The organism is Burkholderia sp. A2, from assembly GCF_001729305.1.
Classification (GTDB): domain Bacteria; phylum Pseudomonadota; class Gammaproteobacteria; order Burkholderiales; family Burkholderiaceae; genus Burkholderia; species Burkholderia sola.
In genome coordinates, this window is record NZ_LZXX01000118.1 from 57,315 (window position 1) to 71,022 (window position 13,708).

The 13,708-nt window shown below is 67.5% G+C and carries 13 protein-coding genes; 5 read left to right on the top strand and 8 right to left on the bottom strand.

The window, feature by feature from the left end; genetic code table 11:
• Positions 1 to 85 precede the first annotated feature (85 nt).
• On the top strand, positions 86 to 1,114 hold the full coding sequence (locus A9Z05_RS26990) for a MerR family transcriptional regulator (protein ID WP_069620795.1): 1,029 nt from the start codon (positions 86 to 88) through the stop codon (positions 1,112 to 1,114).
• Between the two features lie 93 nt (positions 1,115 to 1,207).
• Here the strand turns inward: A9Z05_RS26990 and A9Z05_RS26995 are convergent, their stop codons facing one another.
• Together A9Z05_RS26995 and A9Z05_RS27000 are read right to left on the bottom strand one after the other, a co-directional pair.
• Complete coding sequence (locus A9Z05_RS26995; protein WP_069620852.1) at positions 1,208 to 1,732, bottom strand: M949_RS01915 family surface polysaccharide biosynthesis protein; 525 nt, start codon at positions 1,730 to 1,732, stop codon at positions 1,208 to 1,210.
• Between the two features lie 82 nt (positions 1,733 to 1,814).
• Positions 1,815 to 3,212: a sigma-54-dependent Fis family transcriptional regulator gene (locus A9Z05_RS27000; RefSeq protein WP_069620796.1), complete on the bottom strand. Its 1,398-nt coding sequence runs from the start codon at positions 3,210 to 3,212 to the stop codon at positions 1,815 to 1,817.
• A 253-nt stretch (positions 3,213 to 3,465) separates the two neighbouring features.
• Between A9Z05_RS27000 and A9Z05_RS27005 the strand changes: the two genes are divergently transcribed.
• The 3 genes from A9Z05_RS27005 to A9Z05_RS27015 are packed head-to-tail and all read left to right on the top strand — an operon-like array spanning position 3,466 to position 6,870.
• The gene (locus A9Z05_RS27005) at positions 3,466 to 4,350 is read left to right on the top strand and encodes an MBL fold metallo-hydrolase (RefSeq protein ID WP_069620797.1); all 885 of its coding nucleotides are present in this window, start codon (positions 3,466 to 3,468) and stop codon (positions 4,348 to 4,350) included.
• 27 nt (positions 4,351 to 4,377) lie between these two features.
• Positions 4,378 to 6,045, top strand: a complete 1,668-nt coding sequence (locus tag A9Z05_RS27010; RefSeq protein WP_069620798.1) for a bifunctional protein tyrosine phosphatase family protein/NAD(P)/FAD-dependent oxidoreductase — start codon at positions 4,378 to 4,380, stop codon at positions 6,043 to 6,045.
• 18 nt (positions 6,046 to 6,063) lie between these two features.
• On the top strand, positions 6,064 to 6,870 hold the full coding sequence (locus tag A9Z05_RS27015) for a sulfite exporter TauE/SafE family protein (protein ID WP_069620799.1): 807 nt from the start codon (positions 6,064 to 6,066) through the stop codon (positions 6,868 to 6,870).
• Positions 6,871 to 6,973: 103 nt separating this feature from the next.
• On the opposite strand, the gene A9Z05_RS27020 is transcribed toward A9Z05_RS27015, so the two are convergent.
• The 4 genes from A9Z05_RS27020 to A9Z05_RS27035 all read right to left on the bottom strand — a co-directional run bounded on the left by A9Z05_RS27020 (position 6,974) and on the right by A9Z05_RS27035 (position 11,056).
• Positions 6,974 to 7,795 (bottom strand): ABC transporter permease subunit, encoded by an 822-nt coding sequence (locus tag A9Z05_RS27020; RefSeq protein WP_069620800.1) that lies wholly within the window; start codon positions 7,793 to 7,795, stop codon positions 6,974 to 6,976.
• A complete protein-coding gene (locus A9Z05_RS27025; RefSeq protein ID WP_050015507.1) occupies positions 7,792 to 8,718 on the bottom strand; it encodes an ABC transporter permease subunit in 927 nt (308 codons plus the stop codon). Before A9Z05_RS27025 ends, A9Z05_RS27020 begins: the two co-directional genes overlap by 4 nt.
• Positions 8,715 to 9,875: an ABC transporter ATP-binding protein gene (locus A9Z05_RS27030; protein ID WP_069620801.1), complete on the bottom strand. Its 1,161-nt coding sequence runs from the start codon at positions 9,873 to 9,875 to the stop codon at positions 8,715 to 8,717. Before A9Z05_RS27030 ends, A9Z05_RS27025 begins: the two co-directional genes overlap by 4 nt.
• Positions 9,876 to 9,961: 86 nt before the next feature.
• Positions 9,962 to 11,056: a polyamine ABC transporter substrate-binding protein gene (locus A9Z05_RS27035; protein ID WP_069620802.1), complete on the bottom strand. Its 1,095-nt coding sequence runs from the start codon at positions 11,054 to 11,056 to the stop codon at positions 9,962 to 9,964.
• A gap of 361 nt (positions 11,057 to 11,417) precedes the next feature.
• Here A9Z05_RS27035 and A9Z05_RS27040 point away from each other — a divergent pair, with 361 nt between their 5' ends.
• Positions 11,418 to 11,621, top strand: coding sequence for a DUF1289 domain-containing protein (locus tag A9Z05_RS27040; protein ID WP_006493160.1), 204 nt, complete (start codon positions 11,418 to 11,420; stop codon positions 11,619 to 11,621).
• A gap of 75 nt (positions 11,622 to 11,696) precedes the next feature.
• Here the strand turns inward: A9Z05_RS27040 and A9Z05_RS27045 are convergent, their stop codons facing one another.
• Positions 11,697 to 12,338: an OmpW family protein gene (locus tag A9Z05_RS27045; protein ID WP_069620803.1), complete on the bottom strand. Its 642-nt coding sequence runs from the start codon at positions 12,336 to 12,338 to the stop codon at positions 11,697 to 11,699.
• Between the two features lie 65 nt (positions 12,339 to 12,403).
• On the bottom strand, positions 12,404 to 13,594 hold the full coding sequence (locus tag A9Z05_RS27050; protein WP_069620804.1) for a nitronate monooxygenase family protein: 1,191 nt from the start codon (positions 13,592 to 13,594) through the stop codon (positions 12,404 to 12,406).
• Positions 13,595 to 13,708 lie beyond the last annotated feature (114 nt).

The window sequence follows — 13,708 nt, forward strand, 5'->3', positions numbered from 1 at the left end:
CGCGCGTCCGATCGCCGATCTTCCGCTTGACCCTCACGTAGCGTAACGTTCGAGACTCCAGTGTGCGCACCGAACGGAGGAACGAATGCGGCTGAAAGTGGGAGACCTGGCGAAACGCAGCGGACTGACCGTCCGCACGCTTCATCACTATCACGCAATCGGTCTGCTGACGCCTTCGGCGCGCGCCGACAACGGCTACCGGCTGTACGACCGCGACGACATCGCCCGGCTCCACCAGATCCAGGCCCTGCGTCGCTTCGGACTGTCGCTCGCCGAAATCGGCGACTACCTGAACCAGCCCGGCACGCCGCTCGTCGATCTCGTCGCGAAGCAGATCGCATCGCTCGACCGCCAGCTCGCGCAAACCGCGCAGCTGCGCGAGCGGCTCGCGAGCTTGCACGCGCAGCTCGCGGCGGGCACCGAGCCGGAACTGGCCGATTGGCTCACCACACTGGAGTTGATGACCGTGTACGACAAATATTTCTCCGAGGAAGAACTCGCGCGCCTGCCGATGTACCGAAAGAGCCAGGCCGGCGACGCGGAATGGATCGCGCTCGTCGACGAGGTCCGCGCGCTGCACGATGCGGGCGTACCCGCCGAGGACGAGCGCGTGCGTGCGCTCGCCGCGCGCTGGATGGCGCTGCTGGTGCGCGACACGAACAACGATCCGCGGCTGCTGGCGAAGCTGAACCTGATGCACGAGCACGAACCGTCGATGCAGTCGAAGATCGGCATTTCGACCGCGTTGCGCGACTACGTGCTGCGGGCCTCGTCGGAAACGAAGATGCGGCTCTTCGAGAAGTACCTCACGCCGGACGAAATCCGTTTCATGCGCGCGCATTACCGCGAACGGGCGATGGAATGGCCGCAACTGATGGCCGACGTGCGCGACGCGATCGATGCGGGCACGCGGCCCGATTCGCCGCAGGGCCGCGCGCTCGCGCAGCGCTGGTTCGAGCTGTTCTGCAGCTACGCGGGCCACGACCCGGCCACGCATGCGAAATTCCGCCACGCGCTGATGAACGAGCCGGCGCTGACGAAGGATTCGTGGACCGACGAGACGCTGCTCGGTTTCATGCGCGAGGCGATGGCGCAACTCGCGCCGGCGCGCTGATCGGATGACGGGCGGGCGGCGCGCGGGTTTCCCGTGCGCCGCCTGTTTCGCCATGGGCAGCCGGTATCTCGCGCCCAACGGCCACACACCCGCCTAGTCGTTGCGCAGGCTGATCCCGTGCCAGCGCTGCGTCATGTAACGCAGAAACACGGGCTGCGCCTTCAGGTCCGCGTTCGGCACGGGCGCCGCGCCGCCGTCGACGAACTTGCCGTTGATCGTCACGGTTTCCTCGCCGCGCAGCACGTACTTCGTGCCCGCGTCGATCAGGAAGTACTTGACCTGATCGGCGCTCACGTCGCCGCGGCAACCGACCTTGTACGCGAACAGGAACTGCTTGCGGCCATTGCCGAGCAGGTCGCGCATTTCGATCGACTTCGGCACGACGTCGAGAATCACGTCGACCGGGCATGCCTTCACGTAGTCGCGCACCGTCCAGTCGGGGCGGCCGTCGAGCGTCGCGGACACCTTGAGTTCGACGTCGTCGCCGGACGCGGTTCTGGCGAGCGTCACCGCATGCGCACCGGCCGCATCGGTCCACGTGTAGTCGGCGGCGTGCGCCGGGCTGGCCAGCGCTGCGACGGCAAGCAACAGGCAATGCGAAAGGACATGTCTTTTCATCGGCGATGGGAGCACGCTGGAATGGAACGCGCCATTATCGACAAAGCCGCGTGCCGCGGCCAGCCGCGCGCGCCACGCCCGTTCAGCGCTCGCGCGTGCCAAGCCCGAGCGCCTTCATCCGGCGGTACAGCGTCCGTTCGCTCAATCCGAGCTGCGCGGCGAGCGCCTTGCGCGTGCCGTCGAACGCGCGCGCGATCCGGACGAGTTCCGCGTCCGACACGCCGCGTGCGTCCGCCGCCTGCGCGTGCGGCGCCGCCGCGGCCGCGACGAGCTCGGCCGGCAGATGTTCGATGCGGATCGTGCCGTCGTCCGCGAACAGGCACGCGCGTTCGAGCACGTTGCGCAGCTCGCGGATGTTGCCGGGCCATGCATATGCGTCGAGGCACGCCCGCGCGCGCTCGGTCAGCGTGAACGGCCGGGCCGCGAATGGCCGGGCATTCGCGTCGCCCGCCTTGCCGCGCGCATTCGCGATCCGCCGCAGGATCGATTCGGCCAGCAGCGCGACGTCGCCCTGCCGTTCGCGCAGCGCCGGCAGCGGAATCGGAAACGCGTTGATCCGGTAGTAAAGATCCTGCCGGAACCGGCCGTCGTCGATCATCTCGCGCAGCGGCTTGTGCGTGGCCGCGACGAGCCGGAAATCGGCGCGCAGCGCCTCGACGCCGCCGACGCGCCGGAACGTGCCCGATTCGATCAGCCGCAGCAGCTTCACCTGCATCGGCAGCGGCACGTCGCCGATCTCGTCGAGAAACAGCGTGCCGCCCTGCGCGGTTTCGACGAGGCCCGGCTTGCGCTGGTTCGCGCCCGTGAACGCGCCCTTCTCGTAGCCGAACAGTTCGCTCTCGAACAACGTCTCGGCGATCCCCGAGCAATCGACGACGACGAACGGCCCCATCGCGCGATCGCTCGCCTCGTGCAGCGCGCGGGCGAACAGCTCCTTGCCGGTGCCCGATTCGCCGAGCAGCAGCACCGGCAGCGTCGAGGGCGCCACGCGCTGCAGCGCGCCGAGCGCCGCATTGAACGCGTCGGAGCCGCCGACGAGCCCTTCCGCGCTCGGCTGCGCGGATGCGCTGCGCACGGTCGTCAGCCGCTCGACATACGCGATCACGTTGCCGTCCGCGTCGAAGATCGGCCGCAGCTCGACGTCGACATGCTCGGGACCGCGCGGCGTGTGATGGATGTGCAGCACGCGGTTCAGCCCGCGCGATTCGAGCGCCTGCTTCATCGGGCAATGCTCGCCGGCCTGGTCGCACGGCACGTCGTAGTGATGCGACACCTGGAAACAGTGCCGGCCCACGTGCTCGACGCCGGCCACGCCGAACTGGCGCCGGTATGCATCGTTCGCCGCGAGGATCCGGTAGTCGGGGTCGACCACGATCATCGGCTGCGGGTCCTGCTCGAGATACGCGACGAGCGCGCGTACGTCGGGCATCGCGTCATGGCGCGGCGCGGGGACGATCGGAATGGTGTCGTGCGGATTCATGCGGCGGCTCGCTCGGCGAAGGGGCGCCCGGACGGACTGCCAGGCTGACGGCCAATTCTGCCACGGTACTGCCAGTTGTGGCAGTGCTCGTCCGCCACCGGATGTCGCTGCCGCCTTCTCGACGCCGCCTATGCGCCGAAAATCCGAGCCGAATCAAGACCCTGCGACATCGGCCGATGCCGCGCCGCCGGCTGGCATGCTTCTTGAGATAAAGACCGCCATTGCAGATGCAGAACCCGATCGAGGACACCCCGTGAGCAACGCCCCTGCGCTGTCGGTCGAAGGCTTTTTCGACCCGGCGACCCACACCGTCAGCTATCTCCTGCTCGATACCGCGAGCCGCGCATGCGCGCTGATCGACAGCGTGCTCGACTACGACCCGAAATCCGGCCGCACGCGCACCGCCAGCGCCGACCGGCTGATCGCGCGCGTCGCCGAACTCGGCGCGACCGTGCACTGGCTGCTGGAAACGCACGTGCATGCCGACCATCTGTCGGCCGCGCCGTACCTGAAAGCGCAGGTCGGCGGCCAGATTGCGATCGGTTCGCACGTGCGCCGCGTGCAACACGTGTTCGGCACGCTGTTCAACGCAGGCCCCGGCTTCGCGGAAGACGGCCGCCAGTTCGACCGGCTCGTCGACGACGGCGACACGCTCGCGCTCGGCGCGCTGACGATCCGCGCGCTGCACACGCCGGGCCACACGCCCGCGTGCATGACCTACTGCGTGGACGACGCGACGCAGCGCGCGGCGTTCGTCGGCGACACGCTGTTCATGCCCGACTACGGCACGGCCCGCTGCGACTTCCCCGGCGGCGACGCACGCACGCTGTACCGCTCGATCATGCGCGTGCTCGCGCTGCCGCCCGACACGCGCCTGTACCTGTGCCACGACTACCAGCCGGGCGGCCGCGACGTGCAGTTCGTGACGACCGTCGCCGAGCAGCGCCGCGCGAACGTGCACGTGAAAGACGGCGTGACCGAGGACGATTTCGTCGCGATGCGCACCGCGCGGGACGCGACGCTCGACATGCCCGTGCTGATGCTGCCGTCGGTGCAGGTCAACATGCGCGCCGGCCACCTGCCCGAACCCGAGAACAACGGCGTGCGCTACCTGAAGATTCCGCTCGACGCGATCTGAGCCGCGCGCCCCACCGGAGAACCCGACATGACCATCCGCAAGCTGACCGACACGCTGTCGGTCTCGCCGCAGATCGCGGCGGCCGACCTGCCCGCGCTTCACGCGGCGGGCATCCGCGCGATCATCTGCAACCGGCCCGACGGCGAAGGCGCCGACCAGCCGACCGTCACCGAGATCCGCGCGGCCGCCGCGCCGCTCGGCATCGACGTGCATTACCTGCCGGTCGATACCGGCAAGGTGACCGACGACCAGGCCGCGCGGTTCGGCGCGCTCGTCGCGTCGCTGGACGGGCCCGTGCTCGCGTACTGCCGCAGCGGCACGCGGTCGGCCACGCTATGGGCGCTGTCGCAGGCAGGGCTGCGCCCGCTGGACGACCTCGTCGCCACCGCCGGCGCGGCCGGCTACAACCTGAGCGCGCTCGCATCGCGTATCGCGCAGCGCGGCCGCCACGCGGCGCCAGCCGTGGACGCGCGGCACGACATCGTGATCGTCGGCGCCGGTGCGGCCGGCATCGCGGTCGCGTCGAGCCTGCTCGCGCGCGACGCGTCGCTCGACATCGCGGTGATCGATCCCGCCGACGTCCACTACTACCAGCCCGGCTGGACGATGGTCGGCGCGGGCGTGTTCCGGCCCGAAACGACCGCGCGCAGGATGACCGACCTGCTCCCGCGCGGCGTGCAGCGGATCCAGGCCGCGGTCGCGGGCTTCGAGCCCGATGCGCACGCGGTCGTGCTCGACGGCTGCCGGCGCATCGGCTATCGCAAGCTCGTCGTGTGCCCCGGGCTCAAGCTCGACTGGCATGCGATCGACGGCCTCGCCGACACGCTTGGCCGCAACGGCGTCACGTCGAACTACCGCTACGATCTCGCGCCGTACACGTGGGAGCTGGTGCACGCGTTCCGCGGCGGCCACGCGCTCTTCACGCAGCCGCCGATGCCGATCAAGTGCGCGGGCGCGCCGCAAAAGGCGATGTATTTGTCGTGCGACCACTGGCGGCGCACGGGGCGCCTCGACGCCGCGAACGTCGAATTCCTGAATGCGGGCGGCGCGCTGTTCGGCGTCGCCGATTACGTGCCCGCGCTGATGGAGTACGTGAAAAGCTATGACATCGCGCTGTCGTTCGGCCACAACCTCGTCGCGATCGACGGGTCCGCGCGCCGTGCGACGTTCTCGCGCGCGCTGCCGGAAGGCGGCAAGGAAACCGTCGAGCGTGCGTTCGACATGATCCACGTCGTGCCGCCGCAGAAGGCGCCCGACTTCGTGCGCGCGAGCCCGCTCGCCGACGCGGCCGGCTGGATCGACGTCGATCCGGCGACACTGCGGCACAAGCAGTTTCCGGACATCTACGCACTCGGCGACGTCACCAACACGACCAATGCGAAAACGGCCGCGGCCGCGCGCAAGCAGGCGCCCGTCGTCGCGCACAACCTGCTCGCGTCGCTCGGCCGCGCGCACGGCGACGCCGCGTACGACGGCTACGGCTCGTGCCCGCTCACCGTCGAGCGCGGCAAGATCGTGCTCGCCGAATTCCTGTACGGCGGCAAGGTCGCGCCGACCTTCCCCGCCTGGCTGATCGACGGCAAGCGACCGTCGCGGCTCGCGTGGCTGCTCAAGGAGCGCGTGCTGCCGCCGCTCTACTGGAAGGCGATGCTCAAGGGCCGCGAATGGCTCGCGAAGCCCGCGATCACGCGTTGACCGGAGCGCGATGACGTCATGCTGATATCTCTCGTACTCGGCGGCTTCGTCGGCGCCGTGCTCGGCCTCACCGGCGCCGGCGGCGGCATTCTCGCGGTGCCCGCGCTCGTCGTCGGGATGAGCTGGCCGATGCAGCAGGCGACGCCGGTCGCGCTCGTCGCGGTGGCCGGCAGCGCCGCGCTCGGCGCGCTCGAGGGCTTTCGCCGCGGGCTCGTGCGTTATCGCGCGGCGCTGCTGATGGCCGTGGCCGGTGTGCCGCTGACCACGCTCGGCGTGCGGCTCGCGCACGTGCTGCCGCAGCGCCTGCTGCTCACGCTGTTCGCGCTGACGATGCTGGTCGTCGCCGGCCGGCTGCTGCGACAGGCGCTGCGGCAGCAGGCGACCGATGCGGACGCGTCGCCGCTGTGCGTCGGCCGCGTGAATCCCGATACGGGCCGGCTCGTATGGTCGTGGCCCGTCGGCGTCGCGCTGGCGTCGACCGGCGCGGTGACCGGGTTGATGACGGGGCTGCTCGGCGTCGGCGGCGGCTTCGTGATCGTGCCGATGCTGCGCAAGTTCACGAACGTGTCGATGCATGGGGTGGTCGCGACGTCGCTGATGGTGATCGCGCTCGTCGGCACCGGCGGCGTGTTGGCGACGCTCGTGTCGGGCACGCGCGCGCCGCTCGACGTGACGCTGTGGTTCAGCGTCGCGACCGCGCTCGGCATGGCCGCCGGCCGCGGTGCATCGCGTCACCTCTCCGCGCGGCACGTGCAGGCCGGGTTCGCGGTCGTGCTTGTGTGTGTCGCGCTGGGGTTGCTGGCGAAGGCCGCGTTCGGCGTATAAACGCCGACGACGGGCTGGCGATCGTCACGCAGGGCCAAACGAAACGCCCGGGCCGACTCGTCGTCGGCACCGGGCGTTTTTCATGACGGCCGCAACCGGAGCGTCAGGCGGCGAATCCCGCCATCCGCTTGCGTTCCTGACGCAGCATCACGAAATTCGCGATCACGACGCCGGCCGTCACCGCGACGATGAACAGCGTCGCGAGCGCGTTCATCTCCGGGTTCAGCCCGAGGCGCACGCGCGAGAACACGACGAGCGGCAGCGTCGTCGAGCCGGGGCCCGACAGGAACGCCGACAGCACGAGGTCGTCGATCGACAGCGTGAACGACAGCAGCCAGCCCGCGATCAGCGCCTGCGAGATCAGCGGCAGCGTGATCGTGAAGAACACCTTCAGCGGCGTCGCACCGAGATCGAGCGCGGCTTCTTCCAGCGACGGATTCAGCTCGCGCACGCGCGACTGCACGATGATCGCGACGTACGAGATGCACAGCATCACGTGGCCCAGCCAGATCGTGAACACGCCGCGCTCGGCCGGCCAGCCGATCCACTTCGCGAGCTCGATGAACAGCAGCAGCAGCGAGATCCCCTGGATCACCTCGGGGATCACGAGCGGCGCGTTGATCATCCCGCTGAACAGCGCGAAGCCGCGAAAGCGCCCCATCCGCGCGAGCACGAAACCGGCCCACGTGCCGATGAACACCGACGCGAACGCGGTCAGCACGCCGATCTTCAGCGACAGCCACGCGGCCGTCAGCAGCTCGTCGTCCTCGACGAGCGCCTCATACCAGCGGAACGAAAAGCCCGACCACACGGTGACGAGCTTCGACTCGTTGAACGAATAGACGATCAGGCTGATGATCGGGATGTACAGGAACGCGAAGCCCACGAACAGCGCCGCGAACTGCAGGTAGCGATTCGGCTTCATCGGCGGCCTCCCTGTTCCTTCGCCTGGAAGTGCTGGAACATCGCCATCGGCACGAGCAGCAGCAGCACCATCGCGCACGTCACGGCAGACGCCATCGGCCAGTCCGCGTTGTTGAAGAACTCGTTCCACATCACGCGGCCGATCATCAGCGTATTCGCGCCGCCGAGCAGCTCCGGAATCACGTACTCGCCGACCGCCGGGATGAACACCAGCAGGCAGCCCGCGATGATCCCGTTCTTCGACAGCGGCAGCGTGATCTGCACGAACGCCTTCCACGGCTTCGCACCGAGGTCGTACGCGGCTTCGAGCAGGCGCAGGTCCATCTTCACGAGGTGCGCGTAGAGCGGCATCACGAGGAACGGCAGGTACGAATACACCATCCCGATGTACACCGCGTAGTTCGTGCGATACAGCTCGATCGGCGTATGCGTGAGCCCGATCCACATCAGGAAGTTGTTCAGCAGCCCGTTGTTCTTCAGGATCCCGATCCAGGCGTACACGCGGATCAGGAACGACGTCCAGAACGGCAGCATCACGCCCATCATCAGCAGGTTGCGGGTGGCCGGATTCGAGCGCGCGATGTAATACGCCATCGGATAGCCGAGCAGCAAACACAGCAGCGTCGTGATCGCGGCGACCCACACCGAGTTCACGTAGGTCGCGAAATACAGGCTGTCCGTGAACAGGAACGCATAGTGCGACAGGTTCAGCGCGACGTGCACGACGCCGTCCGCGTATGACGCGAGCTCCGTATACGGCGGGATGCCGAGCTGCAGCTCCGCGAAGCTGATCTTCACCACCAGCACGAACGGCACGAGGAAGAACAGCACGAGCCACGTAAACGGCCCGGCCACGACCGCCGTGGCGCCCGTCAGGTTGAAGCGCCGCACCGGCCACTCGAGCAGGGACTTGAACGCGTTCATGACGTCAGCACCACCCCGGCGGTCGCGCTCCAGCGCACGTAGATCTCGTCGGCGAGCGCGGGCGTGTCGAGTTCGGAAATCGCGAGGCTCGACACGTTCGCGATCACCGTCTTGCCCCCGTCGAGCTTCACGTGATACAGCGAATAGCCGCCCATGTACGCGACGTTGCTGATCCGGCCGCGCGCCCAGTTGAACGCGCCTTCGGGCGGCTTGCGCGTGAGCGCGATCCGCTCGGGGCGCACCGACACCGTGACCGGCATCCCGAGCGGGCCCGAGATCCCGTGGCTCACGTACAGCCGGCTCGGCAGTTCCGGCGATTCGATGTACACGTGATCGGGTTCGTCCTCGACCGTCACGCCGTCGAACAGGTTCGTCGAGCCGATGAATTCGGCCGAAAAGCGGCTGTTCGGGTATTCGTACACTTCGTTCGGCGAGCCGATCTGCACGATCTGGCCTTCGCTCATCACCGCGAGGCGGTTCGCCATCGTCATCGCCTCTTCCTGGTCGTGCGTGACCATGATGCAGGTGACGCCGACCTTGTTCAGGATGTTGACGAGCTCGATCTGCGTACGCTGGCGAATCTGCTTGTCGAGCGCGGACATCGGCTCGTCGAGCAGCAGCAGCTTCGGGCGCTTGACCAGCGAGCGGGCCAGCGCGACGCGCTGCTGCTGGCCGCCGGACAACTGGTGCGGCTTGCGCTTCGCGTACTTGCCCATCTGCACGAGTTCGAGCGCGGACGCGACGCGCGCCTTCAGCTCGGCCTTCGGCGTACCTTCCTGCTTCAGCCCGAACGCGACGTTCGACTCGACCGACATGTGCGGGAACAGCGCATACGACTGGAACATCATGTTCACGGGCCGCTTGTACGGCGGCATCTGCGCGAGGTCCTCGCCGTCGATCAGGATCTTGCCCGACGTGACCGTCTCGAGGCCCGCGAGCATCCGCAGCAACGTCGACTTGCCGCAGCCCGAGCTGCCGAGCAGCGCGAACAGCTCGCCCTGGCGCACGGTCAGGTTGACGCTGCGCACGGCTTCGGTGTCGCCGAATTTCTTGACGACGTCGACGATCTGGACAAAGTTCTCGGCGCGCGCATCGGCGCCGGAGGAGGAAACGGAGAACGGCGCGCCCGCGACCGGCGCGCCCGACTGGCTATTCATGATGTGCTGCTTCTCTCCTGCGTTAGACGAACAAAGCCCCCGGGGGCACCAGGGGCTTCATGACTGCGGGTTCACTTCGGCTCGTGTCAGCGGCCCGACTTCAGCTCGGTCCACAGACGCGTCTGCAGACGCTGGATTTCAGGCGGCAGCGGCTTGAGCAGGAACAGCGTCTTCACGACGTCGGCCGGCGGGTAGACGGCCGGGTCGTTCGCGACGTCGGGCCGCACGTACTTGCGTGCCTCGGCGTTCGCGCTCGGGTAGTACACCGCGTTCGTGATCGCCGCATGCACCTTCGGATCCTCGATGTAGTTGATCCACTGCAGCGCGGCTTCCTTGTTCTTCGCATCCTTCGGGATCGCCATCACGTCGAACCATACCGGCGCGCCGCCCTTCGGAATGTAGTACTCGATCTTGTACGGCTTCTTCGCCTCGATCGCGCGATGCTTCGCGATCACGACGTCGCCCGACCAGCCGAACGCGAAGCAGATGTCGCCGCCGACCAGGTCGTTGATGTAGCCCGACGAGTTGAATTGCGTGATGTACGGACGGATCTTCTTCAGCACGTCCATCGCGGCCTTGTAGTCGGCCGGGTTCGTGCTCATCGGATCCTTGCCGATGTAGTGCAGCGCCGCCGCGAACATCTGGTCGGGCGCGTCGAGCACCGACACGCCGCAGGTCTTCAGCTTCGCGAGGTTTTCCGGCTTGAACAGGATGTCCCAGTTGTCGAGCGGCACCTTGCCGAGCGCCTGCTGCGCCTTCGTCAGGTTGTACGCGAGGCCGGTCGTGCCGTACGCCCAGGGCACCGAGTACTTGTTGCCCGGGTCCGCGCCGGCGACGAGCGCCATCAGTTGCGGATCGAGGTACTTGAGGTTCGGCAGTTTCGACTTGTCGAGCGGCGCGAAAATGCCGGCGGCGATCTGCTTGCCCGCGTAGTTGCTGGTCGGCACGACGATGTCGTAGCCCGAGCTGCCCGTCAGCAGCTTCGCCTGCAGCGTGTCGTCGCTGTCGTAATTGTCGTAGCGAACCTTGACGCCCGCCTGCTTCTCGAAGTTCGGGATCGTGTCCTTCGCAATGTAGTCCGACCAGTTATAGACATTGAGCTGCGTATCCTTCGCCGCTGCCGCCGACGCACCCACGCACAGCGCGAGCGCTGCGAACCGGCCCACTACCTTTGCTTTCATCCCGTTCTCCCTTCGGCCGGACGCGTTGCCCGGCTGCCGTCTGCCTCGTCATGGCGGCGCATTCCGGCGCGCCGCCCCTCGAAAACCCCGAAAACTACCATCATTCGCGCCCCGTCACAAAAAAATCATGCCGGTGTCGCGCAAACGGAACAGATTCCCGCCGCCGGTCGGTCGAGCCGCCCGCGCAGCGGGGCGTTCCGGGGGAATTCTATCGGGTAATCGGCGGCTGTCCACCGGGAAAAACGGGCAGCGGCGAACCGGCGTTCGGAGGGCGGGCGTGTCCGCCCGGCGCCGGCGTCCGGCCGCGGCGCCGCGATGCATTAAAATGGCGGCTGACGATTCAACTGCGCGAACCCTGCCGATGGCCTCCAATCTTCACGACCTCCCCGACAGCCCCTGCATCGGCGTGTGCTCGACGCTCTTCGACGAAGTCTGCAAGGGCTGCGGCCGCACGGCCGCCGAAGTCTCGAACTGGGTGTTCCTGAGCGACGACGAAAAGCGCGCGGTGTGGGAGCGCATCACGCGCGAAGGCACCGCGATGCGCTTCCAGTACGACAAGCTGTAAATCCACTGCACAAAAAAAGAGCGGCATGCCGACCGCCATGCCGCCAACCCCAACTCTGTTCTTGTTCCGTCGCGTCTAGAACTTCATCCCGACGCCCACGCCGACGATCAGCGGATCGATGTGCAGCGTGCCGATGCCCTTGTCGCCGAGCGTCGCATCGGTGCTCATCCAGATCTTCTTCACGTCGACGTTCATGAACACCTTCTTCGTCAACTGCACGTCCACGCCGAACTGCAGCGCGGGGCCGAAGCTGCTCTTGTTGATCGACACGCCCTCCCCGCCGACGTTGAGCCCGTTGTTGTAGAAGTACGTGTAGTTCAAACCGGCGCCGACGTACGGACGCACCTTGCCCGCATGGTTGAAGTGGTACTGCAGCAAGAGCGTCGGCGGCAGCACGCCCACGCCGCCGAGATTGCCGAGGCTCGACGTCAGTTGATGCCGCGACGTGCCGAGGATCAGCTCGACGCCGAGGTAGTCGCGGATCATGTACGTGAAGTCGAGCTCGGGCACGATCGCGTTGTTCACGCCCGTGTTGATCGCGCCGAGCGTATCGCTCGCGCGCTCGTTCGGCTGGATGCTGATCGCGCGAAGCCGGACCAGTACGTCACCCTGATTGATGCCGTCGCCCGGCGACGCCGCGTGCGACAGCGACGGCATCGCGACGAAGCTGGCCGCGACGGCGGCTGCGGTGACACAAGTTCGAATCGTTTTATGCATGGTACGGACCCCCAAAGAATGGTTTCCATTCTCCCCGTAGGGTCTTTTCGTCATCTTGATATTGGTCAAGCCAGCGTAAACGTGGGACGGTTTGCCGCAGGTTCCGTCGCACTGCCGGTCAGCAGCAGGTCGAGCAGATCGCGCACGCTGCGGATCGCGCGGCCGAACGGCAACGCTTCGCGGCCGCGGAAGAACAGTCCGTTCGCGACGTCGCCGCGCAACGCGGCCGCGAGCCGCGTGTCGATGCAGAAGTGGCCGAATTTCTCGATGCCGTCGCGCAGCCCGCATACGCTCAGGCATTCGAGCGCGGTCGGGCAACGCTGCTTGAATGCGCCGAGCTTGTTGCGAATGCGCGTCTCGTTGCGCAGGTAACGATCGAGCCACGGGGTCTTCACCGCGCGTGCCGGCAGCCCCGTCACGCTGACGAATTCGACGATGTCGTCGGGCGTCGCATCGGCAAGCACGCGCTTGAAATGCGGATGCGCATCGCCTTCCTCGGTCACCGCGAACGGCGTCCCGACCTGCACGCCGTTCGCGCCGGCCGCGAACGCCGCGCGCACCGTGTCGTGACTGTTGATCCCGCCGGCCACGATCAACGGGATCGCGTCGCGGGCGAGGCCGAGCGACGCCATGACCTGCGCGGTCTCGTCGAGCACGCGCGCGAAATCGAAACGACCGTCGTGCATGTCGTCGATCTGCGTGACGCCGAGGTGGCCGCCTGCGTGCGCCGGATGCTCGATCACGATCGCATCGGGCAGGCGCCCCTTCTTCATCCACTTCTTCAGCACCAGCGCGATCCCGCGGCTGTCCGACAGGATCGGGATCAGCGCGATATCGTGCCCTTGCGTGAGATCGGGCAGATCGAGCGGCAGGCCCGCGCCCATCACGATCGCGTCCGCGCCCTCGTCGCACGCGACCCGCACGTAGTCCGCATGCGCGCTCACCGCCTTCATCACGTTGACCGCGATCATCCCGCGCCCTTCGCTGTACGCCTTCGCGAGACGGATCTCGCGCGCGAGCGCGTCGAGGTTCGCCGCTTCGAGCGTCGCGCGATCGGGTTGCGCGCGGCAACGCGCGAGCAGATCCGCATGATGGTGGCGCAGGTCGATGCTCGCGATCGTGCCGACCGCGCCTTCGCGTGCGACGCTGCCCGCCAGCCGGTGCGCGGAGATGCCGACGCCCATGCCGCCCTGCACGACGGGCAGCAAGGTGCGGCCGCGGATCGTCAGCGGCGGAAAGGAAGTGCGTACGGTCATCTGAAACCTCGTCGGAACATCGGAATCGCGATGATCGACGATCCACCGCCGCGCACCTTGACGGCCGTCAACAAAAAACGGCACGCGAGCGTGCCGTTGCGCGGTCATACGGGA